Annotated in this window: 29 protein-coding genes and 2 tRNA genes; 13 read left to right on the forward strand and 18 right to left on the reverse strand. The window is 65.6% G+C overall.

Translation table 11 applies throughout. The annotated features are described in order from the left end of the window. Positions 1-8: 8 nt before the first annotated feature. The 15 genes from A6F65_RS08615 to grxC all read right to left on the reverse strand — a co-directional run bounded on the left by A6F65_RS08615 (position 9) and on the right by grxC (position 10,033). The gene (locus tag A6F65_RS08615) at positions 9-1,409 is read right to left on the reverse strand and encodes a pyruvate dehydrogenase complex E1 component subunit beta (RefSeq protein ID WP_067787819.1); all 1,401 of its coding nucleotides are present in this window, start codon (positions 1,407-1,409) and stop codon (positions 9-11) included. 3 nt (positions 1,410-1,412) lie between these two features. Further along, positions 1,413-2,501 carry a pyruvate dehydrogenase (acetyl-transferring) E1 component subunit alpha gene (pdhA, locus tag A6F65_RS08620; protein ID WP_067787821.1) on the reverse strand — a complete coding sequence of 363 codons (1,089 nt, stop codon included), beginning with the start codon at positions 2,499-2,501 and terminating at the stop codon, positions 1,413-1,415. Positions 2,502-2,643: 142 nt separating this feature from the next. After that, positions 2,644-2,961, reverse strand: coding sequence for an FtsB family cell division protein (locus A6F65_RS08625; protein ID WP_067787823.1), 318 nt, complete (start codon positions 2,959-2,961; stop codon positions 2,644-2,646). Positions 2,962-3,006: 45 nt separating this feature from the next. Continuing rightward, positions 3,007-3,675 (reverse strand): tetratricopeptide repeat protein, encoded by a 669-nt coding sequence (locus A6F65_RS08630; RefSeq protein ID WP_067790362.1) that lies wholly within the window; start codon positions 3,673-3,675, stop codon positions 3,007-3,009. Next, entirely contained in the window at positions 3,672-4,049 is a 378-nt protein-coding gene (locus A6F65_RS08635) for a cytochrome c-type biogenesis protein (RefSeq protein ID WP_083989371.1), read from the reverse strand. The genes A6F65_RS08630 and A6F65_RS08635 overlap by 4 nt, the downstream gene beginning before the upstream one ends. A gap of 107 nt (positions 4,050-4,156) precedes the next feature. After that, on the reverse strand, positions 4,157-4,693 hold the full coding sequence (locus A6F65_RS08640) for a DsbE family thiol:disulfide interchange protein (protein WP_067790365.1): 537 nt from the start codon (positions 4,691-4,693) through the stop codon (positions 4,157-4,159). Positions 4,694-4,701: 8 nt separating this feature from the next. Further along, positions 4,702-6,651 carry a heme lyase CcmF/NrfE family subunit gene (locus tag A6F65_RS08645; RefSeq protein ID WP_067787827.1) on the reverse strand — a complete coding sequence of 650 codons (1,950 nt, stop codon included), beginning with the start codon at positions 6,649-6,651 and terminating at the stop codon, positions 4,702-4,704. Between the two features lie 136 nt (positions 6,652-6,787). Further along, positions 6,788-7,249 (reverse strand): cytochrome c maturation protein CcmE, encoded by a 462-nt coding sequence (gene ccmE / locus A6F65_RS08650; protein ID WP_067787829.1) that lies wholly within the window; start codon positions 7,247-7,249, stop codon positions 6,788-6,790. Continuing rightward, on the reverse strand, positions 7,246-7,386 hold the full coding sequence (locus A6F65_RS13055) for a hypothetical protein (protein WP_169817016.1): 141 nt from the start codon (positions 7,384-7,386) through the stop codon (positions 7,246-7,248). Before A6F65_RS13055 ends, ccmE begins: the two co-directional genes overlap by 4 nt. Next, the gene (ccmC, locus tag A6F65_RS08655; RefSeq protein ID WP_067787831.1) at positions 7,383-8,102 is read right to left on the reverse strand and encodes a heme ABC transporter permease CcmC; all 720 of its coding nucleotides are present in this window, start codon (positions 8,100-8,102) and stop codon (positions 7,383-7,385) included. Before ccmC ends, A6F65_RS13055 begins: the two co-directional genes overlap by 4 nt. An 81-nt stretch (positions 8,103-8,183) precedes the next feature. After that, positions 8,184-8,260 (reverse strand) — tRNA-Arg (locus tag A6F65_RS08660). 28 nt (positions 8,261-8,288) lie between these two features. Then, positions 8,289-8,413: transfer RNA gene (locus A6F65_RS12910), tRNA-Arg, on the reverse strand. 44 nt (positions 8,414-8,457) lie between these two features. Further along, entirely contained in the window at positions 8,458-8,934 is a 477-nt protein-coding gene (locus A6F65_RS08665; protein ID WP_067787833.1) for a DUF1178 family protein, read from the reverse strand. Further along, a complete protein-coding gene (locus A6F65_RS08670) occupies positions 8,931-9,770 on the reverse strand; it encodes a carbon-nitrogen hydrolase family protein (protein ID WP_067787835.1) in 840 nt (279 codons plus the stop codon). The genes A6F65_RS08665 and A6F65_RS08670 overlap by 4 nt, the downstream gene beginning before the upstream one ends. Continuing rightward, positions 9,770-10,033: a glutaredoxin 3 gene (gene grxC, locus A6F65_RS08675; RefSeq protein WP_257784258.1), complete on the reverse strand. Its 264-nt coding sequence runs from the start codon at positions 10,031-10,033 to the stop codon at positions 9,770-9,772. Before grxC ends, A6F65_RS08670 begins: the two co-directional genes overlap by 1 nt. Before the next feature lie 170 nt (positions 10,034-10,203). Between grxC and A6F65_RS08680 the strand changes: the two genes are divergently transcribed. Continuing rightward, on the forward strand, positions 10,204-10,686 hold the full coding sequence (locus A6F65_RS08680) for an Hsp20 family protein (RefSeq protein WP_067787837.1): 483 nt from the start codon (positions 10,204-10,206) through the stop codon (positions 10,684-10,686). Between the two features lie 380 nt (positions 10,687-11,066). Here A6F65_RS08680 and A6F65_RS08685 read toward each other — a convergent pair whose 3' ends face one another. The 3 genes from A6F65_RS08685 to tpiA form a co-directional block, all read right to left on the reverse strand. Further along, the gene (locus A6F65_RS08685; protein ID WP_067787840.1) at positions 11,067-12,701 is read right to left on the reverse strand and encodes a CTP synthase; all 1,635 of its coding nucleotides are present in this window, start codon (positions 12,699-12,701) and stop codon (positions 11,067-11,069) included. A 162-nt stretch (positions 12,702-12,863) separates the two neighbouring features. After that, the gene (gene secG / locus A6F65_RS08690) at positions 12,864-13,253 is read right to left on the reverse strand and encodes a preprotein translocase subunit SecG (RefSeq protein WP_067790371.1); all 390 of its coding nucleotides are present in this window, start codon (positions 13,251-13,253) and stop codon (positions 12,864-12,866) included. Between the two features lie 101 nt (positions 13,254-13,354). Beyond that, positions 13,355-14,116 carry a triose-phosphate isomerase gene (gene tpiA, locus A6F65_RS08695; RefSeq protein ID WP_067787843.1) on the reverse strand — a complete coding sequence of 254 codons (762 nt, stop codon included), beginning with the start codon at positions 14,114-14,116 and terminating at the stop codon, positions 13,355-13,357. 213 nt (positions 14,117-14,329) lie between these two features. Between tpiA and A6F65_RS08700 the strand changes: the two genes are divergently transcribed. The 12 genes from A6F65_RS08700 to lexA all read left to right on the forward strand — a co-directional run bounded on the left by A6F65_RS08700 (position 14,330) and on the right by lexA (position 25,469). Beyond that, complete coding sequence (locus A6F65_RS08700) at positions 14,330-16,264, forward strand: peptidylprolyl isomerase (protein ID WP_067787846.1); 1,935 nt, start codon at positions 14,330-14,332, stop codon at positions 16,262-16,264. Between the two features lie 22 nt (positions 16,265-16,286). Further along, entirely contained in the window at positions 16,287-17,810 is a 1,524-nt protein-coding gene (trpE, locus tag A6F65_RS08705) for an anthranilate synthase component I (RefSeq protein WP_083989374.1), read from the forward strand. Next, the gene (locus tag A6F65_RS08710) at positions 17,807-18,601 is read left to right on the forward strand and encodes a phosphodiester glycosidase family protein (RefSeq protein WP_237164795.1); all 795 of its coding nucleotides are present in this window, start codon (positions 17,807-17,809) and stop codon (positions 18,599-18,601) included. Before trpE ends, A6F65_RS08710 begins: the two co-directional genes overlap by 4 nt. Next, positions 18,598-19,560 carry a prolyl aminopeptidase gene (pip, locus tag A6F65_RS08715; protein WP_067787851.1) on the forward strand — a complete coding sequence of 321 codons (963 nt, stop codon included), beginning with the start codon at positions 18,598-18,600 and terminating at the stop codon, positions 19,558-19,560. The genes A6F65_RS08710 and pip overlap by 4 nt, the downstream gene beginning before the upstream one ends. Then, entirely contained in the window at positions 19,557-19,931 is a 375-nt protein-coding gene (locus tag A6F65_RS08720) for a ribosomal maturation YjgA family protein (RefSeq protein WP_067787853.1), read from the forward strand. Before pip ends, A6F65_RS08720 begins: the two co-directional genes overlap by 4 nt. Before the next feature lie 31 nt (positions 19,932-19,962). Beyond that, positions 19,963-20,589, forward strand: a complete 627-nt coding sequence (locus A6F65_RS08725) for an anthranilate synthase component II (protein WP_067787856.1) — start codon at positions 19,963-19,965, stop codon at positions 20,587-20,589. Continuing rightward, the gene (gene trpD, locus A6F65_RS08730) at positions 20,586-21,578 is read left to right on the forward strand and encodes an anthranilate phosphoribosyltransferase (RefSeq protein ID WP_067787859.1); all 993 of its coding nucleotides are present in this window, start codon (positions 20,586-20,588) and stop codon (positions 21,576-21,578) included. Before A6F65_RS08725 ends, trpD begins: the two co-directional genes overlap by 4 nt. Before the next feature lie 126 nt (positions 21,579-21,704). After that, entirely contained in the window at positions 21,705-22,496 is a 792-nt protein-coding gene (gene trpC / locus A6F65_RS08735; RefSeq protein WP_067787861.1) for an indole-3-glycerol phosphate synthase TrpC, read from the forward strand. A gap of 3 nt (positions 22,497-22,499) precedes the next feature. Then, positions 22,500-22,871, forward strand: coding sequence for a tRNA-binding protein (locus tag A6F65_RS08740; RefSeq protein ID WP_067787863.1), 372 nt, complete (start codon positions 22,500-22,502; stop codon positions 22,869-22,871). A gap of 159 nt (positions 22,872-23,030) precedes the next feature. Beyond that, a complete protein-coding gene (moaC, locus tag A6F65_RS08745; protein ID WP_067787865.1) occupies positions 23,031-23,501 on the forward strand; it encodes a cyclic pyranopterin monophosphate synthase MoaC in 471 nt (156 codons plus the stop codon). Further along, a complete protein-coding gene (locus tag A6F65_RS08750) occupies positions 23,498-24,694 on the forward strand; it encodes a molybdopterin molybdotransferase MoeA (protein WP_067787867.1) in 1,197 nt (398 codons plus the stop codon). The genes moaC and A6F65_RS08750 overlap by 4 nt, the downstream gene beginning before the upstream one ends. A gap of 88 nt (positions 24,695-24,782) precedes the next feature. After that, positions 24,783-25,469: a transcriptional repressor LexA gene (gene lexA, locus A6F65_RS08755; RefSeq protein WP_067787869.1), complete on the forward strand. Its 687-nt coding sequence runs from the start codon at positions 24,783-24,785 to the stop codon at positions 25,467-25,469. The last annotated feature ends 34 nt before the right edge of the window (positions 25,470-25,503 follow it).

Consider the following 25,503-nt stretch of genomic DNA (forward strand, 5'->3'; position numbering starts at 1 on the left):
GCCCGGTATCAGTCCCGGTAGCAGACCTTCTTGACAGCCGCGACGATGCGGGGCGTGTCGATCAGCGCCAGCTTTTCCAGGTTCGCGGCATAGGGCAGCGGCACGTCCTCATTGCATACGCGCGTCACCGGTGCATCCAGATGGTCGAAACCATCTTCCATGCACACGGCTGCGATCTCGCTGGCGATTGAACATGTGGGCCAGCCCTCTTCCGCGATGACGACGCGGTTGGTCTTGGCGAGACTTTCCAGCACGGTCTCAATATCGAGCGGGCGTAGCGTGCGCAGGTCGATGACTTCGGCATCGATCCCCTCGCCCGCCAGCTCCTCCGCCGCTTCCAGCGCCAGGCCGACACCGATGGAATAGGTGACGATGGTCACGTCAGAACCTTCGCGCACGATGCGCGCCTTGCCGATGGGTAGGACGTGGTCGTCCAGCTGGGCGATCTCGAAACTGCGGCCATAGACCAGCTCGTTTTCGAGGAAGACCACGGGGTCTTCGCAGCGGATGGCGGCCTTCATAAGGCCCTTCGCATCGTGGCTGTCATAGGGGGCGATCACGATCAGGCCCGGCACGCTAGCGTACCATGGGCCGTAATTCTGGCTGTGCTGCGCGCCCACGCGGCTGGCAGCGCCATTGGGGCCGCGAAACACCACCGGGCAGCGCATCTGGCCGCCGGACATGTAATTGGTCTTGGCCGCCGAATTGATGATGTGGTCGATCGCCTGCATGGCGAAGTTGAAGGTCATGAATTCCACGATCGGGCGCAGGCCGCCCATGGCCGCGCCAGCACCGATGCCGGCAAAGCCGTACTCGGTGATCGGCGTGTCGATGACGCGCTTGGGGCCGAATTCTTCCAGCAGCCCCTGGGTCACCTTGTAGGCGCCCTGGTATTCGGCCACTTCCTCGCCCATCACGAACACACGTTCGTCGCGGCGCATTTCCTCGGCCATGCCGTCGCGCAGGGCCTCGCGCACGGTGATCTTCACCATGTTGGTGCCTTCGGGGATCTCCGGATCGGCCGGACGCGCCTTCTTGGCCGGAGCCTGCGTAATACCGGCCTCGCTCGGCTCGCGGCCAACGTCCTTGCCCTCGCCCACGGCATCATCCGTGTCGGCGGCGGCAGCGGGATTGGCGGGCGCTGCACTGGCGGCGGACAGGTCCTCGCCGTCCTCGGCCAGCATGGCGATGGTCGTACCGACGGCCACGCCTTCGGTCCCCTCTTCCACCATGATCTTGCCGATCGTGCCTTCATCGACGGCCTCGAATTCCATCGTCGCCTTGTCGGTTTCGATTTCCGCCAGGATCGTGCCCGCGGTGACTTCGTCGCCTTCCTTCACCAGCCACTTGGCCAGCGTGCCTTCTTCCATGGTGGGGGAAAGGGCGGGCATCTTGAGTTCAATTGCCATGGCTCAATACTCCTCCACCAGGACATCGGTGTAGAGTTCGCTTGCCTCCGGCTCCGGCGAGCTCTCAGCAAAATCGGCGGCTTCGGTCACCTGCGCGCGGATTGCCTTGTCGATTTCCTTCAGCCTGTCCTCGCCCACACCGGCCTTGGCCAGTTCCTTCTTCAGCCCTTCGATGGGATCGCGCTGTTCGCGCATTTCCTGCACCTCCTCGCGGCTGCGATACTTCGCAGGATCGGACATGGAGTGCCCGCGATAGCGGTAGGTGTTGAGCTCCATCAGCACCGGTCCCTTGCCCGCACGCACATGGGCGAAGGCGGTTTCGGCTGCCTGGCGCACTTCCAGCACGTCCATGCCGTTCACCTTCATGCCGGGGATGCGGAAGGCCGTGCCGCGGCGGTAGAATTCGGTCTCCGCGCTGGAGCGCTTCACCGCCGTGCCCATGGCATAGCCGTTGTTTTCGATCACGAAGACGATGGGCAGGTTCCACAGGGCGGCCATGTTGAACGTCTCGTAAACCTGGCCCTGGTTGGCCGCGCCATCGCCAAAATAGGCAAGGCACAGGCCGCCATCTTCATTGTACTGGTGCGCGAGCGCGAGACCGCCCCCCAGCGCAACCTGTGCGCCCACGATGCCGTGTCCGCCGTAGAACTTATGCTCCGTGCTGAACATGTGCATGGAGCCGCCCTTGCCTTTCGAGATGCCGGCCTGGCGGCCCGTCAGCTCGGCCATGATGACCTTGGGGTCGATACCGTAGGCGAGCATGTGGCCATGGTCGCGGTAACCGGTGATTACGCTGTCGCGATCGTTGTCGAGCGCGCTCTGCAGACCGATGGCGACGGCTTCCTGGCCGATATAGAGGTGGCAGAACCCGCCGATCAGGCCGAGGCCGTAAAGCTGGCCGGCGCGTTCCTCGAAACGGCGGATGAGCAGCATCTGCTCGTAAAACCGCAGCATCTCCTCCTCGCTCGCCTTGAAGCGGAGCTGCTTTTCCAGCGTATCCTGCAGGCTGGAGAGCTTGAACTCGTCGCTTGCCGCGTCCTTCTTGGACTTGGCGGCAGGCTTCTTGGCGGAGGGTTTTGCGGCTTTGGCCAAATCAGCTTCCTCACTGCGGGGTCCCTGATGGCCCCTGTTTCCCCAAAGGCTATGCCGCCGCGAAACGGCGCTGGCAATGCCATCTGGGCGGATGCAATCGAATACGGAAAAAATACCCGGCGGCGCGAACCGTTCCGGTCAATCAGTCGTCCAGCATAAGGACGTAATCGTCCGGGTGGGCGACATTGAGGTCGCGCCGGGCGATCTCGCCGACAAGGTCCGGATCGGCATTATTGGGGTCCAGTGCGGTGACCAGCCCGTCAAGCTCGGCACGCTCCGCTTCCAGCAGTGCGATCTGGCCGCGGCGCTCGTCCAGCGTATTCAGCTGTTCGCCCCAGGCCAGCAGGCCATTGGGACCGACAAGGCCCAGCCCGCCCAGCACCAGCAGATAGCCCAGCGCATAGGTCGGACCGCGTCCGATGCGGCGCTTTACGCCCAATGCCGTGCTCTTGCCTGTCATCACACCGTAAGAATCACAGTTAACGCCGCGGCACAAGGGGTTTTGTTACGTAGCGGGCTGCGACGGGGCTGCCGCAGGGCGGTTTGCACCCTGCGCAATGATGGCATCGAGCTGCATCAGCCGCTGGTCCAGCAGCATTCGCGCATCGCTGCCTTCGGGCGCGCGCGCCTGCGCTTCCGCCCACAGGCTGCGCGCGGTGGACAGGTCCTGCTGGCGCAGTTCCGCAAGGCCCAGGAAGAACGGGACGGCAGGTTCACCCGGGGCCAGCCCTTCCGCCTGTAAGAAGGCGAGCCGCGCCGCCGGTGTCAGATTGCCATCGGCATGACCAAGCAGCGAGGTGCCCAACCCCAGCCAAGCCTCCGCTACCTGCGGCTGCGCGGTGGCTATGGAGCGCCACATGGTCACGGCATATTCGTAGCGCCCGGCCCGCAGCATGGCGTCGGCCGTGATCTGCGTGTTCACATTGGTCTGGAACCGCTCGTCCAGCATCATGCGGCGGATCTCGACAAGCTGTGCGCCGACCTCCGCCTGCTGCGTCTGCGAAGGCTGCGCGGGGGCCGCCGGCAGGTCCGGCGATCCCTGCAGCGAATATCCGATCAGGCCAAGGACGAGGCCGCTGCCCAGCACGCTCCACACATTGCGCGGCAGGCCCAGCGCAAAGGCGGCAAAGGCGAAGGCGGCAAGCGCAAGGCCGATGACGAGCAGCCAGGTCATGCGCGCCTCCGGAAACGCCGCCACATCACGAGCAGGCCGATGGCAAACAGCACCACCGGGATGGCAAACAGTGGCCATGTCATGGTGGTGACGCGCGGTTCGTAGCTGATGTAATCGCCGTAGCGTTCCACCATCCATGCGCGGATCGCCTCGGGCTCCTCGCCCGCCGCGATGCGCAGCCGGACCTGGTGGCGCATGTCGCCCGCCATGGCGGCGTCACTGTCAGCGATGGACTGGCTCTGGCACTCGAGGCAGCGAAGGCTGGCCATCAGCTCGCGCGCCTCGGCCTCCTGCTGCGGGTCCTCCAGCTGGGTGTAGGCATAAGGCGCGGGCGGCATGGATTGCTGCGCCGAAAGCGGTGAGCTCAAGAGCATCGACAATATAATCGTCATCCCAGCGAAAGCTGGGATCTCTCTCAACCACGCGCCAGGCCGGAAGAGATCCCAGCGTACGCTGGGATGACGGCATGTAGAAAGCCTCATCATCTCCGCGCCTTCCGCAATTCTTCCAGCAGCACGGGCACGTCATCCTCGCGGATGTCGCCAATGTGCTGGTACGTGATGACGCCCTGCCCATCGATCACGAATGTCTCCGGCACGCCGGACGATCCGAGCAGCAGCTGCACTTCGCTCATGTCGTCCGCACCGATACGGGTGAAGGGATCGCCATAAGTTTCGAGGAACCGTGCCACATCCTGCGGCCGGTCGCGGATGGCGACGGCGGTGATGCGCGCGCCCTGCTGCTGGAGAGCCTCCAGCTGCGGCGCCTCCGCACGGCACGGCACGCACCAGCTGGCAAAGACGTTGAGCAGTTGCGGCTGGCCATCGGCGAGGTCGGTGCTGGCAAGGCCCGGCTTGCCTTCCACCGAAGGCTCCAGCGCGAAGGGCGGGACGGGTTTTCCGATCATGGCGCTGCGCACGAATTCGTCGCGCGGCTGCTGCAACTGGAAGGCGAACAGCGCGAACAGGCCCAGCAGGACCAGCGCCGCGCCCCACAGCGCCCAGCGAAATGTACGCACTGGCGTGGTCACAGGGCGGCCTCGCTCTCTCGGCGCTCGGCGATGCGGGCCTGCGCATCGCGTCGGCGCAGATCCGTGACCACGCGGCCGATCAGCGCCAGCACGCCGCCCAGCGCGATCAGCAGCCCGCCATACCAGATCCATGTCACGAAGGGCTTCCACCACAGGCGCAGCTGCCAGCGATCGCCCTCAGCCTGCTGGCCGATGGCGACATACAGCTGCCCGTTCCACCGCGTGAGCAAAGCGACCTCGCTGGTCTCCTGCACCGGCTGCCAGAAGCTGCGCTGCTGCGGCGCGACATCGCGCGGGGGCCCATCGCGATAGCTGGCTCGGATGCGGCCTTCGATGGCGGTCCAGTTCGGCCCGGCCACGGGGACGACGCCGTCCAGTTCCACGCTCCACGGCCCCACCTGCGCCTGCGATCCGGGCGCGAGGGCGACGAGCCGCTCCTGCTGGAAGGCGGTGTCCGCCGCCATGCCGAACAGGCTTACGGCCACGCCGAAATGCGCGATCACCATGCCCCAGACAGACAGCGGCAGGCGGCGAGGGCTGCGGCCACGCAGCGGCAGGAAGCTGCCAACGGCAAGCGCGGCGGCCAGCGCAATTCCGAGCAGAGAGAGTAGCTCCGCCCCGCCCAGCGCCATCACGGCAACCAGCGCGGCAAGGCCGATCACGGCCATCAGGATCACGGGCCGCTGGATGCGCTCCACGCGGTCACGTCGCCAGCGCAGCAGCGGGCCGACCGCCAGCACCACCAGCATGGGCAGGAAGAAGATCGCGGAAACCGGATTGAAATAAGGCGGCCCAACCGAAACCCGCACGCCGAATGCTTCGGTCAGCAGCGGGTAAAGCGTGCCCAATAGCACCACCGCCAGGATCGCCGACAGCGCGACATTGTTCACCACCAGCGCGCCCTCGCGGCTGACTAGGGCGAAACGCTTGCCCTCCGCGATCGAATGCGCTCGCAAGGCGAAGAGCACCAACGCCCCGCCGATGTAGATCGCCAGCAGAGCCAGGATGAATGTTCCGCGCTGCGGGTCGACCGCAAAGGCGTGGACGCTGGTCAATATGCCGGAGCGTACGAGGAAGGTGCCCAGCATGCTCATGGAAAAGGCGACCACGCCCAGCATGATCGTCCAGGTACGCAGCGCGTCGCGGCTGGCCAGCACGCTGACCGAATGAAGCAGCGCGGTCGCGGCGAGCCATGGCATCAGCGATGCATTCTCGACCGGGTCCCAGAACCACCAGCCTCCCCAGCCCAGCTCGTAATAGGCCCAGTATGATCCGGCCACGATCCCGGCGGTCAGGAAGACCCATGCGCCCAGCACCCATGGCCGCATTACGCGCGCGAATTCCGGCGTGACATTGCGCGTCAGCAGCGCGCCCAGCGCGAAGCTGAAGGCGACCGACAGGCCGACATAGCCGATGTAAAGCGTGGGCGGATGGAAGGCGAGGCCGATGTCCTGCAGCAGCGGGTTCAGCCCCGCCCCCTCTTCCACCGGCTCGGCAAGCCGCTCGAACGGGTTGGAGCTCAGCAGCAGGAAGGCATAAAATCCCAGCGCCACGAAGCCCTGCGTCGCCATCGTTGCCCACATGGTGCGCTCCGGCAGCCGGCGTTCCACCTGCGCGATCAGACCGCCGGCAAGCGCCATGACGGTGACCCACAGCAGCATGGATCCTTCGTGATTGCCCCATGCGCCCGACAGCTTGAAGACAAGCGGTTTCGCGCTGTGCGAATTGGCCGCCACCAGCGCCACGGACAGATCCGTGACCGCAAACAGGTAAAGCAGCGCGAGGAAGGATATGCCGACCAGCACGGCCTGCAGGACGGTGACAGGGCGCACCAGCGCCGCAAATCCATCCGGACCACCACGCATCGCCATGCCTGCGGCGAACACCTGCAACAGCGCCAGCGCCGCCGCCATCCACAGAGCGGCAAGGCCGAGTTCGGCGATCATGGCTCCATCCCGTCATTGCGAGCGGCGCAGCCGCGCGGCAATCCATCTTCGAACCTATGATGCAGGCGCGCGGGGCGGAGGTCAGGAGATGGATTGCCGCGTCGCCTCCGGCTCCTCGCAATGACGTGGGGGAATCTCACTCCGTCGTCTCCGCGACGACCTTGTTGGCCTGCGCCTCGCTCATGTCTTCGAGCTCGCGCGGCATGTAATTCTCGTCATGCTTGGCGAGGAGGTTGTCGGCCATGAACGTGCCGCCCGCAGCCAGGCTGCCTTCCGCGACCACGCCGCTGCCTTCCACGAACAGGTCGGGCAGGATGCCGGTGAACTGCACCGGGACACTCGCCTCCCCATCCCCGACCATGAAGCGCACCGTGATGCCGTCTGGCAACGTCTGCATGGAGCCTTCCTGCACCATCCCGCCAAGGCGCACGGCGCGGCCCGTTTCCGGCGGCGCGGACACCATTTCGCTCGGCACGTAGAAATAGCTCGCCTGGTTGCGCAGCGCATAGGCGGCGAGCAGGCCCGCGCCCACCAGCGCTACAACGGCAACGATCACCAGCACTAACCGCTGGTGCTTCGGCTTCAGCCCGCCGCTCACTTGCGCTTCACTTCGTCACGCCGCTGCTCCGCCCGGCGCATGGCGCGCCAGCTCCAGCCAAGCAGCAGCAGCGTGCCGGCAATCGCCACGGCATAGGCGGCGATCACGAAGTCCCATTGGGCGAGGTTCTCCCTCATTCCTCAAGCGCCTTCCTGCGCAGCCGTGCCTCGGCCTGCCGCTCGGCCAGCAGCGTGCGCATCCGCATCAGCACCACCGCGCCGAACAGCAGCGAGAAACCGAGCGTCGCGGCCAGCAGCGGCCACAGGAACACCGGATCGATGCTGGACTGGCCCATGGTGAGGCTTGGCGGCTGGTGCAGCGAATTCCACCACACGACCGAGCGGTTGATGATCGGCACATTCACCGCGCCCACCAGGCCGAAGATTGCAGCGATGCGGCTGGAGGCGCCTTCGCGGTCCAGCGCATTGGTCAGCGCGATATAGCCGAAATAGAGGAACAGCAGCACCAGCATGCTGGTGAGCCGCCCGTCCCACACCCACCACGTGCCCCAGGTCGGCCGTCCCCAGATGGAGCCGGTAGCAAGGCAGATGAATGTGAAGACCGCACCCGGCACGGCGGCTGCCCGAGCGGCGAGCGCGGCGAGCGGATGCCGCCACACCAGTTCGACGAGGCTGGCGATGGCAATCGCCGTCCATCCGCCCATGCCCAGCCATGCGGCGGGGACATGGATGAACAGGATGCGCACGGTCTCGCCCATCAGCCGGTCCGGCGGTACGTTCGTGAGGCCCCACCAAAGCGACCCGGCCACGAGCACGAGCCCGCCCACCAGCAGGGCTGGCGTCAGCGGGCGCGCGAGGCGCAGGAACCGGGCGGGATTTGCGTAAGCATGCATGGCAGGGGACCGCCGCAGCCTTTAGGCGCGGAAGGCGCTTCACTCAAGGTTTGCCTTGCAGGGCCCGAGCATGTGACTGGATGGTGCGCCCGACAGGATTCGAACCTGTGGCCCCCAGATTAGGAATCTGGTGCTCTATCCGACTGAGCTACGGGCGCGCCGATGGACGCCTTAGGTTGGGAACTTTGCCGAAGCAACGACAGGATTGGCCGCCGCTTCGCTATGGCCGTCTCCGGCGCTTCGCGCCTCCGACTCCGAACCTGTGGCCCCCAGATTAGGAATCTGGTGCTCTATCCGACTGAGCTACGGGCGCCCCTTGCCGCCTTTACGAAGCGCTCGCGAGGCTGGCAATTGCTCAGTTCACCTCGTCCGGCTTGGCCACCGGGACCAGCAGCGGCGCGACCGTGACGCCTTCCTCCAGCAGCTCTTTCGCATCGGCAAGGCTTGCTTCGCCGTGGATGGGGGCCGCATCCTTTTCGCCGTAATGCATGGCGCGGCTTTCATCGGCGAACTTCTTGCCGACATAGGTGGAGGACTTGAGCGCCTTCGCCTGCGCCTCGGCCAGCTTGCCGAGCGCGTCCTTCACTTCTGCGGGCAAATCACCGCCGGCAACCTTGTCGGTCTTTTCAGGAGCGCTTGGCTTGGCGGGAGCGACCTGCTGGTTGCCCTTGCGGCCGACGGATGGCGCCATCGGAGCCTTGGCCACCTGCGCGCTGCCGCAATGCGGGCACTCCACCAGTCCGCGCGCCTGCTGGTCGGCAAAGGCGGAGGACGAGCGGAACCACGCCTCGAAAGCATGGCCACTGTCGCAGGACAGGTCGAAGACGATCATGGTGCGGGCGATCTAGGCACGTCGCGCTTGTTGGCAAGGCTTGGCAATTGGCGGCGGACGTCCTCGATGCGGACAAGGTCAATATCGCAGAAGGCAAGGCCCGGCCCTTCCCCGCCCATGTCCAGCAGCACCTCGCCCCACGGATCGACGACCAGCGAATGCCCGTATGTTTCGCGCCGATCCTCATGCGTGCCAACCTGCGCCGCGGCAATGACGAAGGCGCTTGCCTCGATCGCGCGGGCGCGCAGCATGACATGCCAGTGCGCGCGGCCCGTGGGCAGGGTGAAGGCGGCGGGCACGGCGATGGCATCGCATCGCCGACGACCCAGCTCCTCGAACAGCGCGGGAAAGCGCAGATCATAACAGATGGCCAGGCCCAGCGTGCCAAGTGGCGTGGCAGGAACCGTCACGGCCACCTCCCCTGCGGCATAGGCATTGGATTCGCGCCAGCTCTCGCCGCTCGCAAGATCCACGTCGAACATGTGCATCTTGTCATAGATGACAGGCGCGACCGCCCCGTCGCCATCGCTGCGGAAGTAGCAGGACCGGTTGGCCCATTTCCCACCCGCAGCCGGAACCGCCATCGAACCAAGCGCGATATCGACGCCGGTTTCCATGGCCGTATTGGTCAGCTTCTCGGCAATCTCGCCCGCCATGCGGGGGTCGATCCACTCGGCCGCCCGCTTGCGATCACGGTCCAGCAGGATCGACATTTCCGGCGTGAAAAGCATCTGCGCCCCGGCAGCCGCAGCTTCTTCCGCCGCGCCTTCGATGGCGAAGAAATTGGCCTCGGGATCAATCCCGCTGGTCATCTGCAGGACGGCGATTTTCGGCATTACAGGCCCAACTTGGCGTCCAGCCTGCCTTCGCGCTCCAGCGCAGCGAGTTCGTCGCTGCCGCCGATGGGCTCGTCGTCGATGAAGATCTGCGGGACGGTGCGATAGCTCGGCAGGCGCTCTTTCAACGCCTTCTGGTCATCGCCGCCAAAGGTGATGTCGTATTCGGTGTAATCGACGCCCTTTTCATCCAGCAGCCGCTTGGCACGGTGGCAGAACCCGCACATCCCCTTGGTGTAAATCTCGACTTTGGGTTCGCTCAATGTCTCGCCTTTCCGGTGACTTGCGGCCCTCTTGAAACCGCAATTTGCCAGCCTACCTAGACCATGCCGCTGCATGCCGGAAGGGTGCGGCGACATCGAACTGGGTTCGCGCCGGATTGCCGGGCGGCCCGCAACAGACAGATTGCTCGAAAGACAGAGGATTTGACACGATGAACCGTACAGATTTCACCCCGTTCCGCCGCAACACCGTGGGCTTCGACCGCTTGTTCGACCTGATGGAAAACCAGGTCCGCCAGAACAGCGGCGACAATTACCCGCCCTTCAACATCGAACGGCGCAACGAAGATGCCTATCGCATCACGCTGGCACTGGCCGGCTTCCGCAAGCAGGATATCGACATCACCGCGCAGCAGAACCTGCTGGTGGTCGAAGGCAAGAAGCGCGACGAGACCGTGGAAGGCGACATGCTGCATGTCGGCATCGCCAATCGCGGGTTCGAACGCCGCTTCAACCTGGCCGATTATGTCCGCGTGGAAGCAGCCGAGCTGGCCGATGGCCTGCTGGTCATCGACCTGAAGCGCGAAGTGCCCGATGCGATGAAGCCCAAGAAGATCGCCATCGGCGGCAACACGCTGGAAGTCGTCCACGACAAGGACGAAGAGGCGAAGGACAAGGACGCCGACGCGGCCTGATCCGCGTGCGTCCCGCTAAATAACGTTCCGCAAAAAGTTCAGGGGCGGAGCCGGGATCGGCTCCGCCCCTTCGACGCATGAAGCGCCGACTCACTGCCTGAATTGGCTGTCCGGGTCGCAGAAGACGGCCGGTCCAGAGCAGCGAATCGCGAGACACTGTCCAAAAGCGTCTGAAAAAGCCGCGGCGCGGAGCCGCGTTTTCAAACTAAACCTTTGTTAAGCGCCCCCTTTCCGCGCAAACAGCCCTGTTGGCGCGGTCGAATTCGGTTATCGTAGTGTTTTGCTACGGCAAATACGCTTGGGAAATCAACCTGCAGCCCACGAAAAGCGCCCATTGCCTGACCGGCGTCGCGGTCTGTGGCCACCTGCGCGGCAGGGTATCAGACAAGGCGTGCCTGCTTCAGTGCAGCGGAGATGAAGCCGTCGAACAGCGGGTGCGGGTCGAAGGGCTTGCTCTTGAGTTCCGGGTGGAACTGCACACCGATGAACCACGGGTGCTCCGGACGCTCCACGATTTCCGGCAGCAGCCCGTCGGGTGACATGCCGGTGAAGATCAGGCCGTCCTTCTCCAGCGCGCCCTTGTAGGCCGAGTTCACCTCGTAGCGGTGGCGATGGCGTTCGGAGATTTCCGTCGCTCCGCCATAGACGCTGGAGACGTGGCTGTTGCCATCCAGCTTCGCCTCGTAAGCGCCCAGGCGCATCGTGCCGCCAAGGTCTGTGCTGGCCGAGCGTTTCTCCAGCCCTTCCTTGCCCATCCATTCGGTGATGATGCCCACCACCGGCTCGTCCGTCTCGCCGAACTCGGTCGAGGATGCACCGGCATGGCCTGCCGCACGGGCCGCTTCCACGCAGGCCATCTGCATGCCCAGGCAAATACCGAGGAATGGGATGTTCCGCTCCTTTGCGAAGCGCACGGCGGCGATCTTGCCCTCGCTGCCCCGGTCGCCGAAGCCGCCGGGCACGAGGATGGCATTCATCGGTTCGAGCCGGGCGACGATATCCTCGTCTTCCTGGTCGAACAGCTCGGCATCGATCCAGTCGATCTTCACCTTCACGCGGTTGGCCAGCCCGCCATGGACCAGCGCCTCGTTCAGCGACTTGTAGGCATCGGGCAGGCCGACGTACTTGCCCACGACTGCGATGGTGACTTCGCCTTCGGGGTTGAAATAGCGGTCCGTCACGTCGTTCCAGCGCGCCAGGTCGGGCGCCGGGGCATCGGTGATGCCGAAGCCGCGCAGGACTTCGGTGTCGAGGCCTTCCTCGTGATATTGCAGCGGCACGGAATAGATGCTGGGTGCGTCCAGCGCGGGGATCACCGCCTCTTTGCGCACATTGCAGAAATTGGCGATCTTCTGCCGCTCGCCGTCCGGGATCTCATGCTCGGCGCGGCAGAGCAGGACGTCGGGCTTGATGCCCAGCGCCGCGAGTTCACGCACGGAGTGCTGGGTGGGCTTAGTCTTCAGCTCACCCGCCGCTGCGATGTAGGGGACCAGCGTGACGTGGACCGACAGCGTCTGCATCGGCTCCAGGTCGTTACGCAGCTGGCGGATCGCCTCCATGAAGGGCAGGCTCTCGATGTCGCCCACCGTGCCGCCGATCTCGCACAGCACGAAGTCCAGCCCGTCCGTATCGGCCAGGGCGAACTGCTTGATGGCATCGGTGACGTGCGGGATGACCTGCACGGTCGCGCCCAGGTAATCGCCGCGGCGTTCCTTGGCTATGATGTCGCGGTACACGCGGCCGGAGGTGATGTTGTCGCCCTGGTGCGCCGACACGCCGGTGAACCGCTCGTAATGGCCGAGGTCGAGGTCGGTTTCCGCCCCGTCGTCCGTCACGAAGACCTCGCCGTGCTGATACGGGCTCATCGTGCCCGGATCGACATTCAGATAGGGATCGAACTTGCGGATGCGGACCTTGTAGCCACGCGCCTGCAGGAGGGCAGCAAGCGATGCTGCCATGAGACCTTTGCCGAGCGAGGAAACCACGCCGCCGGTAATGAAAATGAACCGCGCCATGGGAGGAGAGCCTTAGGCTTATGCAGGGATTCGGGGCAAGCGGCGATGCGGGGATTTTTTTACATTTTCCACGTTGCTGGTGGGCCCCGCATGGAATGCCGCGCCGGCACACGGGCGCGATGCACGCAAAGCCGCGCCGCAACTTTCGCGATGTCAGCGGGATCAGACCCCGGCGAGGGGATCGTTCGGATCGGCTGCCGGCGCGGGATCGACAGGTGCTTCGCCGTCGAGGCCGGGATCGCCCGGGATCAGGTCAGGCGCCTGTTGCGTGTTCGCCGGGACGACCGAGCGATCGAGCGTATCGTCGATCGTACGGGCCGAATTCTGGTTCACGGCGATGGAGGCCATCACGATGGACAGCGCCACGAAGGTCACGGCCAGCCACTTGGTCGCGCGGCTCAGGAAGTCCGCTGCGCCGCGTGCGCTCAGCATGCCGCCGGGGCTGCCGCCGCCACCGATGCCCAGCCCGCCCCCTTCGGAGCGCTGCATCAGGATCGTGCCGACCAGCGCGGCGGCGATCAGGCCCTGGAGGACGGTGAGGAACAGGAACAGGTTCATGGCAAAACGGCCTTACGGAATTGGATGTGCGCGCCGCAGATAGCGATGCGGCGCAGGAATGACAATGTGGAGGCGTGGAAGCCCGGTCCCTCGGCTTACTCTTCGCCCAGGTCGCCGGCGGCGATGATGATGCCAAGGAAGCTTTCGGCCGAAAGGCTCGCCCCGCCGACCAGCGCGCCGCCCACGATATCGTCGGCCAGCAATTCGCGCGTATTTTCCGCATTGACGGAGCCGCCATACAGGATGCGGATGCTCGCGCCTTCCTCGCCATAAGCCTTCACCAGCTGCTTCCGAATGGAAGTGTGCATGGCGACAATTTCTTCCGGCGTAGGCGTGCGGCCGCTGCCGATGGCCCAGACCGGCTCGTAAGCCACGGTGACCTTCTCGGTCAGCGCTTCCCCGCCCGACGGCAGCGAACCGGCCAGCATCTTCGCGATGACGGCTTCAGCCTTGCCGGCGTCACGCTCCGCCTCGGTCTCGCCCACGCAGACGATGATGTTGAGCCCGGCGGCGATGGCGGCATCGGCCTTCGCCTTCACGTCCGCATTCGTCTCGCCGTGATTGGCGCGGCGCTCGCTGTGACCAAGGATCACGAAGCCGGCGCCAGCGTCCTTCAGCATTGCTGCAGAGACATCGCCCGTATGCGCGCCGTCTTCCACATGGTGGCAATCCTGGCCGCCAATGCCGATCAGCGTGGCTTCCTTGCGGCAGGCGTGGACCAGCGTGAAAGGCGGCGCGATGGCCACCTCCACCTTGATCAGCCGTTCGGCCGAGCGGTCGATTGCACGCGCCTCCGCCAGCATGGCGCGGGTGCCATGCATTTTCCAATTGCCAACGATATATTTGCGTTCAGACATGATTTTCCAAGAATTTCAGATATTTCCGCGCATTGCACGCGCTATAAAACCGTTGTCCGCTAGGCCGGGGAGGCGCGGTTGTCAAAGTAGCTTTTCCACATCGTGTATTCCGCGCTCCGCAGTGTTGCGGGAAGGCCGCAGGCCGGATAAAGCCCTCAGCCGAAACGGCCCGTGAACGGGCTAAATGGCGTTCCTCAAGGCGATATCCACCCCATGCTCAAATTCTTCCGCGATTTCTTCAAGTCGAAGTTCGGTGTTCCCTTCACGCTGGCCTTCCTGGTCCTGATCGGGATTGCCTTTGCCAGTTCGGACGTGGCGAACAATTCGACCTTTGGCGGCATCGCCGGCGGGGACCGGGTGGCGACCGTGGGCGACAGCAAGATCGACACCTCCGACCTAAGGGCCGCAATCTCCAGCGCTTACGACCAGGCACGCCAGTCCGATCCGACGCTGACGATGGAGACATTCCTGGCATCGGGCGGCATGGACCGGGTGGTGGACAATGTGGTGCGCCGCGCCTCCATTGCCGAATTCGGCCGCGAATACGGCTTCCGCGTCAGCAACCGCCTGGTTGATAGCGAGCTGCTGCAGATCGGCGCATTCCGCGGGGCCGACGGCAATTTCGACCAGCAGACCTATGAAGGGGCGCTGCGCAGCGCGAACCTGACCGATTCCATTTTCCGCAACGACCTGACGCAGGGCCTGTTCGTGCGCCAGATCCTGCTGCCCGCAGCTTATGGCGCCACCATGCCGCGCAGCATGGCAAGCCGATATGCCACCCTGCTGAAGGAACGCCGCAGCGGCGCCATCGCATCGCTATCCAGCGAAGCCTTCGCCCCGGCGGGTGACCCGTCCGACAAGGTGCTGGGCGCGTACTACCAAGAAAACCGCAACAATTACGTCCGGCCCGAACGCCGCACGATCCGTTACGTCACCTTTGGCGAGGATGCCGTGCGCGACCTGCCCGCACCCACCGATGCGCAGATTGCCGCCCGGTACGAGCGGGACAAGGCGCAATATGCCGCGACGGAGAACCGCACCTTCACGCAGTTGGTCGTCCCCACCCAGGCATTGGCGAATGAGATCGCCCAGCAGGCGCGCAGCGGCACGTCGCTGGCTGCCATCGCGCAGGCACGCGGGCTGGCCACCACGCAGTTCGGCCCGGTGACGCGCCAGGAGGCCGCTGGCCAGTCCTCCGCAGCTGTCGCCACCGCCGCCTTTTCCGCTGATCGCGGTGCCATCGCCGCACCGGCCCGCGGTCCGCTGGGCTTCTATGTGCTGCGAGTGGACAATATCGACCGTCGCGCTGGCCGCACGCTGGCGCAGGTGCGCGGCGATATCGCGCAGCAGCTCGCCACCGAGCAGCGCCGCGCAGCCTTCCTGAACCTGGCAGGCGAGGTCGAGGACGAAATCGATGGCGGCGCCAGCCTGGCCGAACTGTCCCAGACGCTGGATCTCGACATCGTCACGCTGGAACCTGCGACCGCCAATGGCCGCATCTATGGCAAGGACACGACCGTGCCGGAATTCTTCGGCCGCGTCCTGCCGGTGGTCTTTGAAGTGGACGAAGGCGATCCGCAGCTCGCCGAGGCTGAGCCGGGCAAGACGATCATGGTCTTCGAAGTCAGCGAAATCACGCCTTCTGCCATTGCTCCACTCTCCGAAATTCGCCGCAATGTGATTGCCGACTGGAAACGGTCCGAAGGCAGCCGCCTTGCCCGCGAGGCAGCGGACCGCGTGGTGAAGCGCGTCGAAGACGGGCAAACGCTGGCGCAGGCCGTTGCGGCTGAAACCGCCAGCATTCCCGTGCAGAACACCTCGCTGGACCGGCAGGCGCTCAGCCAGATGCAGGACGTGCCGGGCCGCGTCGCGCTGTTCTTCAGCATGGCGGAAGGCTCGGTGAAAAAGCTGGAAGCGCAGAACAGCGGCGGCTGGTACGTCATCACCGTGACCGACATCGCCGTGCCGGACCTGACGGACGGCGACGCGCAGATGGTCGACCAGGTGACTGTGGAACTGTCGCAGGCCGTGGAAGGCGAATATACGGACCAGCTGGTTGCCGCGATCGAAAAGGATATCGGCGCGGAACGCAACCAGGCGGCCATCGATGCGGTTGGCACATCGCTGACCGGCAACAGCCAGCAATAGGCGTAACAATCCGGGGCGAGAGATGGCGGGCGACATGAAGGCTGGCGGCCCGAACAATGCCGATGCGGCGCGCGGGCAGCTGGCTGAAGGCCGACCGGCGCTCGTCTGGCGCAAGGTGGTGGCGGATACCGTCTCGCCCGTGGGCGCCGCCCTTCGCCTGATCGAACCGGGGCGCGGGGACTTCCTGCTTGAATCGGTCGAGGGCGGCGCAATCCGCGGGCGCTATTCCCTGCTGGGGCTGGATCCGGACCTGGTGTTCCGGGCCGAAGGCGCGACGGCGGAGGTCAACCGCAACTGGCGCCATGATCGCGGTGAATTCCAGCCCGAGCGCGGCGATGCGTTGACCGCCCTGCGCGCGCTGGCTGAAAGCTGCCGGATCGACGTGCCGCCAGAATTGCCTGAGGCGCTCGCCTGCCTGGTCGGATATTTCGGGTATGAGACCATCGGTCTGGTCGAAACCCTGCCGCGCGCGCCTGCCAGCGAGCTGGCGCTGCCGGACATGCTGTTCGTGCGCCCCACCCTGCTGCTGGTGTTCGACAATCTGTCGGACGAGCTGTTTGCCGTCGCGCCCGTGTGGCCAAATGGCGATGCCGAGCGCCTGCTGGACGACGCGGCGGAGCGCATCGACGAGGCGCTGCGCGCCCTGTCCGCCCCCATGCCCGCCGCGCCCGCGCAGGCCAAATTGCCGGACATGGACTTCACCCCGGTGATGCCGGAGGCGGACTATGCCGCCATGGTGGGCCGCGCGAAGGAATACATCACCGCAGGCGACATCTTCCAGGTCGTGCTGGCGCAGCGCTTCACCTGCCCCTTCCCGCTGCCTCCGCTGGAGCTTTACCGCGCCCTGCGCCGCGTGAACCCCTCGCCCTTCCTCTATTTCCTGGACCTGCCGGGCTTTGCCGTGGTCGGCTCCAGCCCCGAAATCCTCGTGCGCGTGCGCGATGGCGAAGTTACCATCCGTCCCATCGCCGGAACGCGCCCGCGCGGCCGGACCGATGCGGAGGATGCGGCGAACGAGCGCGACCTGCTGGCTGACCCCAAGGAATGCGCCGAGCACCTGATGCTGCTCGACCTGGGCCGCAACGATGTGGGCCGCGTGGCGCGCGAAGGCAGCGTGGATGTGACCGCCAGCTTCACCATCGAACGCTACAGCCACGTCATGCATATCGTCAGCAACGTCACCGGCGCCCTGGCGGAGGGCAAGGACGCGCTCGACGCACTGTTCGCAGGCTTCCCGGCCGGCACGGTCAGCGGCGCGCCCAAGGTCCGCGCCTGCCAGATCATCGCGGAGCTGGAGCCGGAAACGCGCGGTGCCTATGCCGGCGGCGTTGGCTATTTCGCGCCTGATGGTTCGGTCGACAGCTGCATCGTCCTGCGCACCGCCGTGGTGAAGGATGAAGTGATGCATGTGCAGGCAGGCGCAGGCATCGTCGCGGACTCCGTGCCGGAAAGCGAGGCTGCCGAATGCCGCCACAAGGCCGGCGCCCTGATCGCCGCCGCGCGCGAGGCGGCCCGCGTGGCGCAGGAGCCGGGGTTCGGCCAATGAGCCGGGTGAAGATGCGTCTGGCGACCTGCCTGATACCCCTCGCCCTGCTCGCCTGCGGGGAAGCGGAAGAGCCGCTCTCGCAAACCGATGTCGCGCCGGCCGCATCCGAACCCAGCGCCTGCAAGCCGGTCGTGTTCGAGGAGACGCCCCTCACCCATTGCATCGCCGCGCCCGCGAAGCACGCCATCGCCATGGATCTCGGCCCCGATGACGGCGCGCCTTACCGCTCGCTGGCAGGTCTCGCCGCCAACCGCGCACCCGATGCCCCCGCAGTCGCCTTCGCCATGAATGGCGGCATGTATGACGAGGCGGGCGAGCCCATCGGATACTACGTCGAAGGCGGAGAGCGGCTGCACGAACTCAACCGCGCGGACGGCCCGGGCAATTTCCACCTGAAACCCAATGGCGTTTTCTTCGGTACGGGCGACACATGGCGCGTGCTGACCAGCGCGAAATTCTATGACACGGTGTCCGACCGCCCGGAATTCGGCACGCAGAGCGGACCGATGCTCGTCATCGATGGCGAGCTGCACCCCGATTTCTCCGAGGATGGCGAATCCAAGAAGACCCGCAACGGCGTTGGCGTGGACGCGGCCGGCCGCGCGCATTTCGTCATCAGCGAGGCGCCTGTCAGCTTCGGTAAGTTTGCCCGCTATTTCCGCGATGTGGCGGAAACGCCCAATGCGCTGTTCCTCGATGGCAGCGTCTCGCAGCTATGGAATGCGGCGCGCGGGCGGATGGATAACGGCCCTTCGCTCGGGCCGATCATCGTGGTGGAGATCAAGGAATGACGCTCACTTACGAACGCACGCTCTATCCGGAAATCGAGCCGTACGAGAGCGGCATGCTGGATGTCGGCGAAGGCCACTCGCTCTATTACGAGCGCGTCGGCACGCCGGGCGCAAAGCCTGCGGTCTTCCTCCATGGCGGCCCGGGCGGCGGAATGAGCCCCGACCATCGCCGCCAGTGGAGCCCGGACAAATACGACGTGCTGCTGTTCGACCAGCGCGGCTGCGGCAAATCGCTCCCCTTCGCTGAGATCGAGCACAACGACACCTGGCGCATCGTGGCCGACATGGAGCGCCTGCGCGCAATGTGCGGCTTCGACAAATGGCAGGTCTTCGGCGGCAGCTGGGGCGCGACGCTCGCCCTCGCCTATGCGCAGGAACATCCGCAGCGCGTGTCCGAACTGGTGCTGCGCGGCGTTTTCCTGGCCCGCGCGAAGGAGAAGGCCTGGCTTTACAGCCACGGCGCCAGCCAGATCATGGCCGAGCAATGGGCCAGCTTCACCGGCCTGATCCCGGAAACTGAGCGCGGCGACCTGGTTAAGGCCTATCACGCCCGCCTGACCAGCGATGACGAACAGACGCGCCTCGCCGCGGCGAAGGAATGGTCGATGTGGGAAGGCTGCGTTGCCACCCTACTGCCGAACGACGCGCTGATGGACAGCTTCGCCGACCCGTCCAAGGCCGTCCCCTTCGCCCGCATCTGCGCGCGCTTCTTCATGGAGGGCTTTTTCATGGAAGAAGCCCAGCTGCTGAAGAATGCAGGCCGCCTGAAGGGCATCCCCGGCATCATCGTGCAGGGCCGCCACGACATCTGCACCCCGCCCGCCAGCGCATGGGAACTCGCCCAGCTATGGCCGGAAGGGGAGTTGCGGATCGTCCACGATGCCGGCCACAGCGCAGGCGAACCGGGCATTATCGACGGGCTTGTCCGCGCGACGGACGAATTGGCGGACGCAAGGTGAGATTTCATCGCGGCTACGCGCTTGCCGCAGGTCTCTTGTTCGCCATCGAGGCTTACATCGCGCTTTACGTGAGGGATGCTTTCGTACGGCCCGTACTGGGCGATGTCCTCGCAGTGATGCTGGTCTATTGCGGGTTTCTGGCTGTGTTTTCGGCACGCCGGATCACAGCGGCGATCGTGGCGCTGCTGGTAGCTTTTGCGATCGAGGCCATGCAATATCTACGCGTACTGGACCTGCTGGGTTTGCAGGATAATCGCATCGCGCAAATCGTCCTTGGCACTACGTTTTCGTGGGGAGACATGCTGGCTTACGTCATCGGCGCGGGGCTGGCGCTCGGCATCGATACCATCCTGCATCGTCACCGGTCTTGAACCCCACCGGCAATTCCGCAAGAGCTTCCACATGATCCCTTCGCGCACCATATTGGTCATCGACAATTACGACAGCTTCACCTTCAACCTCGTCCATTACGTGATGGAGCTGGGGGCCGAGGTGCGGGTGGAGCGCAATGATGCGATCTCCGCCAGCGAGGCGATGGCATCGGGCGCGGCGGGCGTGCTTATCTCGCCTGGCCCCTGTACGCCGAACGAGGCGGGCATTTCGCTCGACCTCGTCGCGGCCTGCGCGGACAGCGCCACACCGCTGCTCGGCGTGTGCCTCGGCCATCAGGCCATCGGGCAGCACTTTGGCGGGCGCGTGGTGCGCGGCGGGCTGATGCATGGCAAGACTTCGCCCGTGGAACATGACGGCAGCGGCGTTTTCGCCGGCCTGCCTAGCCCCTACGAGGCAACCCGCTACCACTCGCTGATTGTCGAGGACATCCCGGACTGCCTGGTGGTCAACGCCACGTCGGAAACGCCGGGGCTGGACGGCACCTGCGCCATGGGATTCCGGCACCGCGACCTGCCCATCCATGGCGTGCAGTTCCACCCGGAAAGCATCGCCACGCAGCACGGCCACGCCCTGCTCGCCAACTTCCTGAAAATCTGCGGGCTGACCCCGCGCATGCCCAAACGGATCGCCGCATGAGCCAGCTTCCCGACACCGCCCGCCACCTGACCGAGGAGGAGGCGGAGGAGACATTCGGCCGCATCCTGGATGGCGAAACGAGCGAAGAGGCCATCGCCGACTTCCTGACCGGCCTTTCCGATCGCGGCGAGACTTCCGACGAGATCGCCGGTGCCGCCCGCGCCCTGCGCGCGCGCCTGATCCCGGTCGCTGCGCCGGAAAACGCCATCGACGTGTGCGGCACGGGCGGCGACGGGCACCATACCCTCAACGTCTCCACCGCTGTCGGGCTGGTCGTGGCCGCGTGCGGCGTGCCGGTGGCGCGGCATGGCAACCGTGCGGTCAGCTCGCTGGCGGGCGTGGCCGATACGCTGGAGGTGCTGGGCCTCAACATGGAAGCCGCCGGCCGGACGGCGGAAAAGACGCTGAACGAGATCGGCATCTGCTTCCTCTTCGCGCCCAACCACCACCCGGCGATGCGCCGCATCCAGCCCATCCGCAAGAAACTGGGCCGCCGCACCATCTTCAACCTGATGGGCCCGCTGTCCAATCCAGCCCGCGTGCGCCGCCAGCTGATCGGCATCGCGCGGCCGGCCTATGTGCCGATCTATGCCGGAGCCATGGCGCGGCTGGGGACCGAACGCACGCTGATCGTGTCTGGCGATGAAGGCCTGGATGAACTGAGCCTGGCAGCCGGAAACGAAATGGCCGAAGTGACGGGCCGCGATTTCGAGATGCAGCGCCTCAACGCAAAGCAGGCTGGGCTCGAAAACGCGCCGGTCGAGGCCATTCGCGGCGGCGATGCAGCACACAATGCGAAGGCGCTGGAAGCCCTGCTGATGGGCGCGCCCGGGCCCTATCGCGATGCCGTCCTGCTCAATTCCGCCGCTGCCCTGCGCGTGGCGGGCGAAGTGGACAGCTGGGAAGAGGGCGTGGAGGAAGCGGGCGAAGCCATCGACAAGGGGCTCGCCAAGGGCATTCTCGACTGCTGGATAAAGGCGGCAAAATAGCGCGCTTGCCATCAACCGTTCGCCCTGAGCTTGTCGAAGGGCCGTCCTTCCTTGTAGCGCAGCGCTTAAAGAAAAAGGGGGGCTTCGACAGGCTCAGCCCGAACGGACATTTAGCCTTGGGAAAATATGGATAAACTCGCCGAGATCTGCGCCACCAAGCGCGAGGAAGTCGCCGCGCGCAAGACGGGCGCGACCATTGCCGATCTGGACGCACGCGCCGCCGAGCTTTCCAGCCCGCCGCGCGGATTCGAGGCGGCATTGCGCCGCGCCTCGGCGGACGGCTTCGGCCTGATTGCAGAGATCAAGAAAGCCTCTCCCAGCAAGGGCCTGATCCGCGCGGACTTTCGCCCGCACAAGCACGCGATGGATTATGCCGCAGGCGGCGCGGCCTGCCTCTCCGTCCTGACCGACGCGCCTTATTTCCAGGGTCATGAGGATTACCTGATGGATGCCCGCGCCAGCTGCGAACTGCCGGTGCTGCGCAAGGACTTCATGGTCGATCCCTGGCAGGTGGCCGAAGCCCGCGCCATCGGGGCCGACGCCATCCTGATCATCGTCGCCGCGCTGGAGGATGCGCAGATGGCGGCGATCGAACAGGCTGCCCATGAACGCGGCATGGATGTCCTGGTGGAGGTGCATGACGAGGCGGAGATGGAGCGCGCCCACGTGCTCAAATCCCGGCTGGTCGGCGTGAACAACCGCAATTTGAAGACCTTCACTACGGACCTGGCCACCACGGAACGCCTCGCCCCGCTCGCACCGGAAGGCGCGCTGCTGGTGGGGGAAAGCGGCATCAACACGCACGCCGATTGCCAGCGGCTGGCCCGCGCTGGCGTACGAACCTTCCTGGTGGGCGAAAGCCTGATGCGCGCCGACGATGTCGAGGCCGCGACCCGAACGCTCCTGACTGGAGGATAAGCCTTGCACCTGCACCACGATCCCGCTGCGCCTGCAGCCAGCGAAATTGCCTTCGATGATTTCCTGAAGGTCGACATCCGTATCGGCACCATCGTCGAGGCGGAGGAGTTTCCCGAGGCCCGCAAGCCTGCCTACAGGCTGCTGATCGATTTCGGACCGGGCATCGGCCAGAAGAAGAGCAGCGCGCAGATAGTGGCGAATTATGCGCTGGAAGACCTGCGCGGCCGCAAGGTCGCCGCTGTGGTCAACTTCCCGCCGCGCCAGATTGGCCCGGTGCGATCCGAAGTGCTGACCGTCGGCTTCCCGGATGAGGCGGGCGAGGTCGTGCTGTTTACGCCGGACAAGGACGTGCCGGACGGCGCGCGGCTGTTCTGAAGCGGTTTCCTACCGGCTGCGCAGCGTGCATATCGGCCAGATGATGAAACCCTCGCCCAATGCCTGCCCCTGCCATTTCCAGGCGCTAAACATCCTCGCGGATTTTGCACGCAGGACACTGTAACACCTGTAACACCTTTCAGCTTCAGAGGCCCTTCGATGAACAGACTGACGCATCTCGACGAATCGGGCGCGGCCCGCATGGTCGATGTCGGGGGCAAGACGGCAAACGCCCGCTCCGCCACCGCCGAGGGGCGCATCGCCATGTCGACTGCCACATTGCAGGCCGTGCGCGATGGCAGCGGCCCGAAGGGTGACGTGCTGGCCGCCGCGCGCATCGCGGGCATCATGGCCGCCAAGCGCACGGGCGAGCTGATCCCGCTCTGCCACCCGCTCGCGCTAGAGACGGTCAGCGTGGACTTCGCCTTCGACGAAAGCGCGATCCGCGTCACCGCCCGCGCGGCGCTGACAGGCAAGACAGGCGTGGAGATGGAGGCGCTCGTCGCCGCCAGCGTGGCCCTGCTGACTATCTACGACATGGCCAAGGCCCTGGAGAAAGGCATGGTCATCGAACAGGTCCGCCTGCTGGAGAAGACCGGCGGCAAGAGCGGGGACTGGCACGCGACATGAGCATGCTGTCGCTGGAAGAGGCGCTCGCAAGGCTGCTGGACGGCGTCACGCCTCTGGGCAGCGAGCAGGTTGCGGTGGAGGCGGCGCTGGGCCGCTACCTCGCCGCTCCGCTGCTGGCGCGGCGTACTCAGCCTGCCGCGGACCTCTCCGCCATGGACGGCTATGCCATGGGCGCAGGCGGCCTGGCCGGGCCATGGCGCGTGGTGGGGGAAAGTCGCTGCGGCCATCCCTTCGGCGGCTCGCTGGTGGATGGCGAGGCGGTGCGCATCTCCACCGGCGCGCTGATGCCTTCAGGGGCTGGTGCCGTGCTGTTGCAGGAGAACGCAGCCCGCGATGGCGATGCCCTGTCGCTGAACGGGGAAGGCGAGCCAACGCCGCGCCACATCCGCCGCGAGGGCTTCGACTTCGCCTCGGGCGAGACCGTGCTGGAAGCAGGCACCCGCATTGGCGCGGCCCAGCTCGCGCTCGCCATGTCGGCCGGGCATGGCACGCTGGCGGTTGGCAAACGCCCGTCCGTCGCCGTGATCGACAGCGGGGAGGAACTGGTCAGCGACCCGGAAGCCGCTGGCGAGCATCAGCTCCCCGCCTCGAACGGCGCGATGGTGGAAGCAATGGTGCGCGGCCATGCGAGCGAGGTCAGCCGGCTCGGTCCCGTCAAGGACAGCATGGAGGCGCTGCTGGGCGCGCTCGACCGTGCCGGCGATGCCGATGTCGTCGTGACCAGCGGCGGTGCCTCGGTGGGTGATCACGACCTGGTGAAACCGGCGCTGGAGCGTTTGGGCGCGGAGGTCAACTTCTGGCGCGTAGCGATCCGTCCGGGAAAGCCGCTGATGCTGGCGCGCAAGGGCAAGACGACTGTCGTCGGCCTGCCGGGTAATCCGGTGTCCGCCTATGTCACGGCCGTCCTGTTCGTGATGCCGCTCCTGCGTGCGCTGGGAGGAGCCAGCGATCCCCGAATGCAGACAATGGCGATGCCGCTTGCCGCGCCGATGCCGGAAGGCGGGCCGAGGATGGAGTTCCACCGCGCCGTGCTGGACGAGGCTGGAGCCGCACCTATCGCCGAGCGTGACAGCAGCGCCCTTCGCGCCCTCGCAACGGCGCAGGCGCTCATCATCCGGCCCGCAGGATGCCCTGCATCACGGGCTGGCGACATCGTGCAGGTCTGTTGCCTCGAAAATGGCGGAATCGCTTGACGCACTGATGAATGTTGCTTAATCGTTCCCTGTCCGTTCACCAATCGACCCACTCGGGTTGACGTGTCCGCTGCAAGGAGGCCTTGGCATGCTCACAGCCAAGCAACACGAATTGCTCCAGTTCATCCAGCGCCGCCTGGAAGAATCCGGAATCTCCCCGTCTTTCGAGGAAATGAAGGAAGCGCTGGACCTGAAATCCAAGTCCGGCGTCCACCGCCTGATTTCCGCCCTTGAAGAACGCGGCTTCATTCGCCGCCTGCCGAACCGCGCCCGTGCACTCGAAGTGCTGCGCGAGCCGGAAGATGTGAATGCCGGCGGTCGCAAGACGCCGACCAGCAACGACAATGTCGTCGAGTTCAAGGCTCCGGCGGCGGCTCCGGCTCCCGCCAACGACGTGGTCGAGATCCCTCTGCATGGCCGCATTGCTGCCGGTGCGCCGATCGAGGCCTTCGAAGATCACCAGAGCCTGCCCGTCCCCGCCGCCCTGCTGGGCGCAGGTGAACATTACGCGCTCGAAGTTTCAGGCGATTCGATGATCGAGGCCGGCATCTTCGATGGCGACTTCGCCCTAGTCCGCAAGACCGACACCGCGCGCGATGGCGAAATCGTGGTCGCGCTGGTGCGCGGCGAGGAAGCCACGCTCAAATACCTGCGCCGCGACAGCGGGCAGGTGGTGCTGGACCCCGCGAACGCAAGCTATGAGCCGCAGATCTACAGCCAGAACGAAGTGCAGGTTCAGGGCAAGCTCGCAGGGCTGCTCCGCCGCTACCACTGATCCGGCATTTCGCCGCAGTTTGAGGCTGTGGGCG

Origin of the sequence: Paraurantiacibacter namhicola (genome assembly GCF_001687545.1) — a bacterium.
GTDB lineage: Bacteria > Pseudomonadota > Alphaproteobacteria > Sphingomonadales > Sphingomonadaceae > Paraurantiacibacter > Paraurantiacibacter namhicola.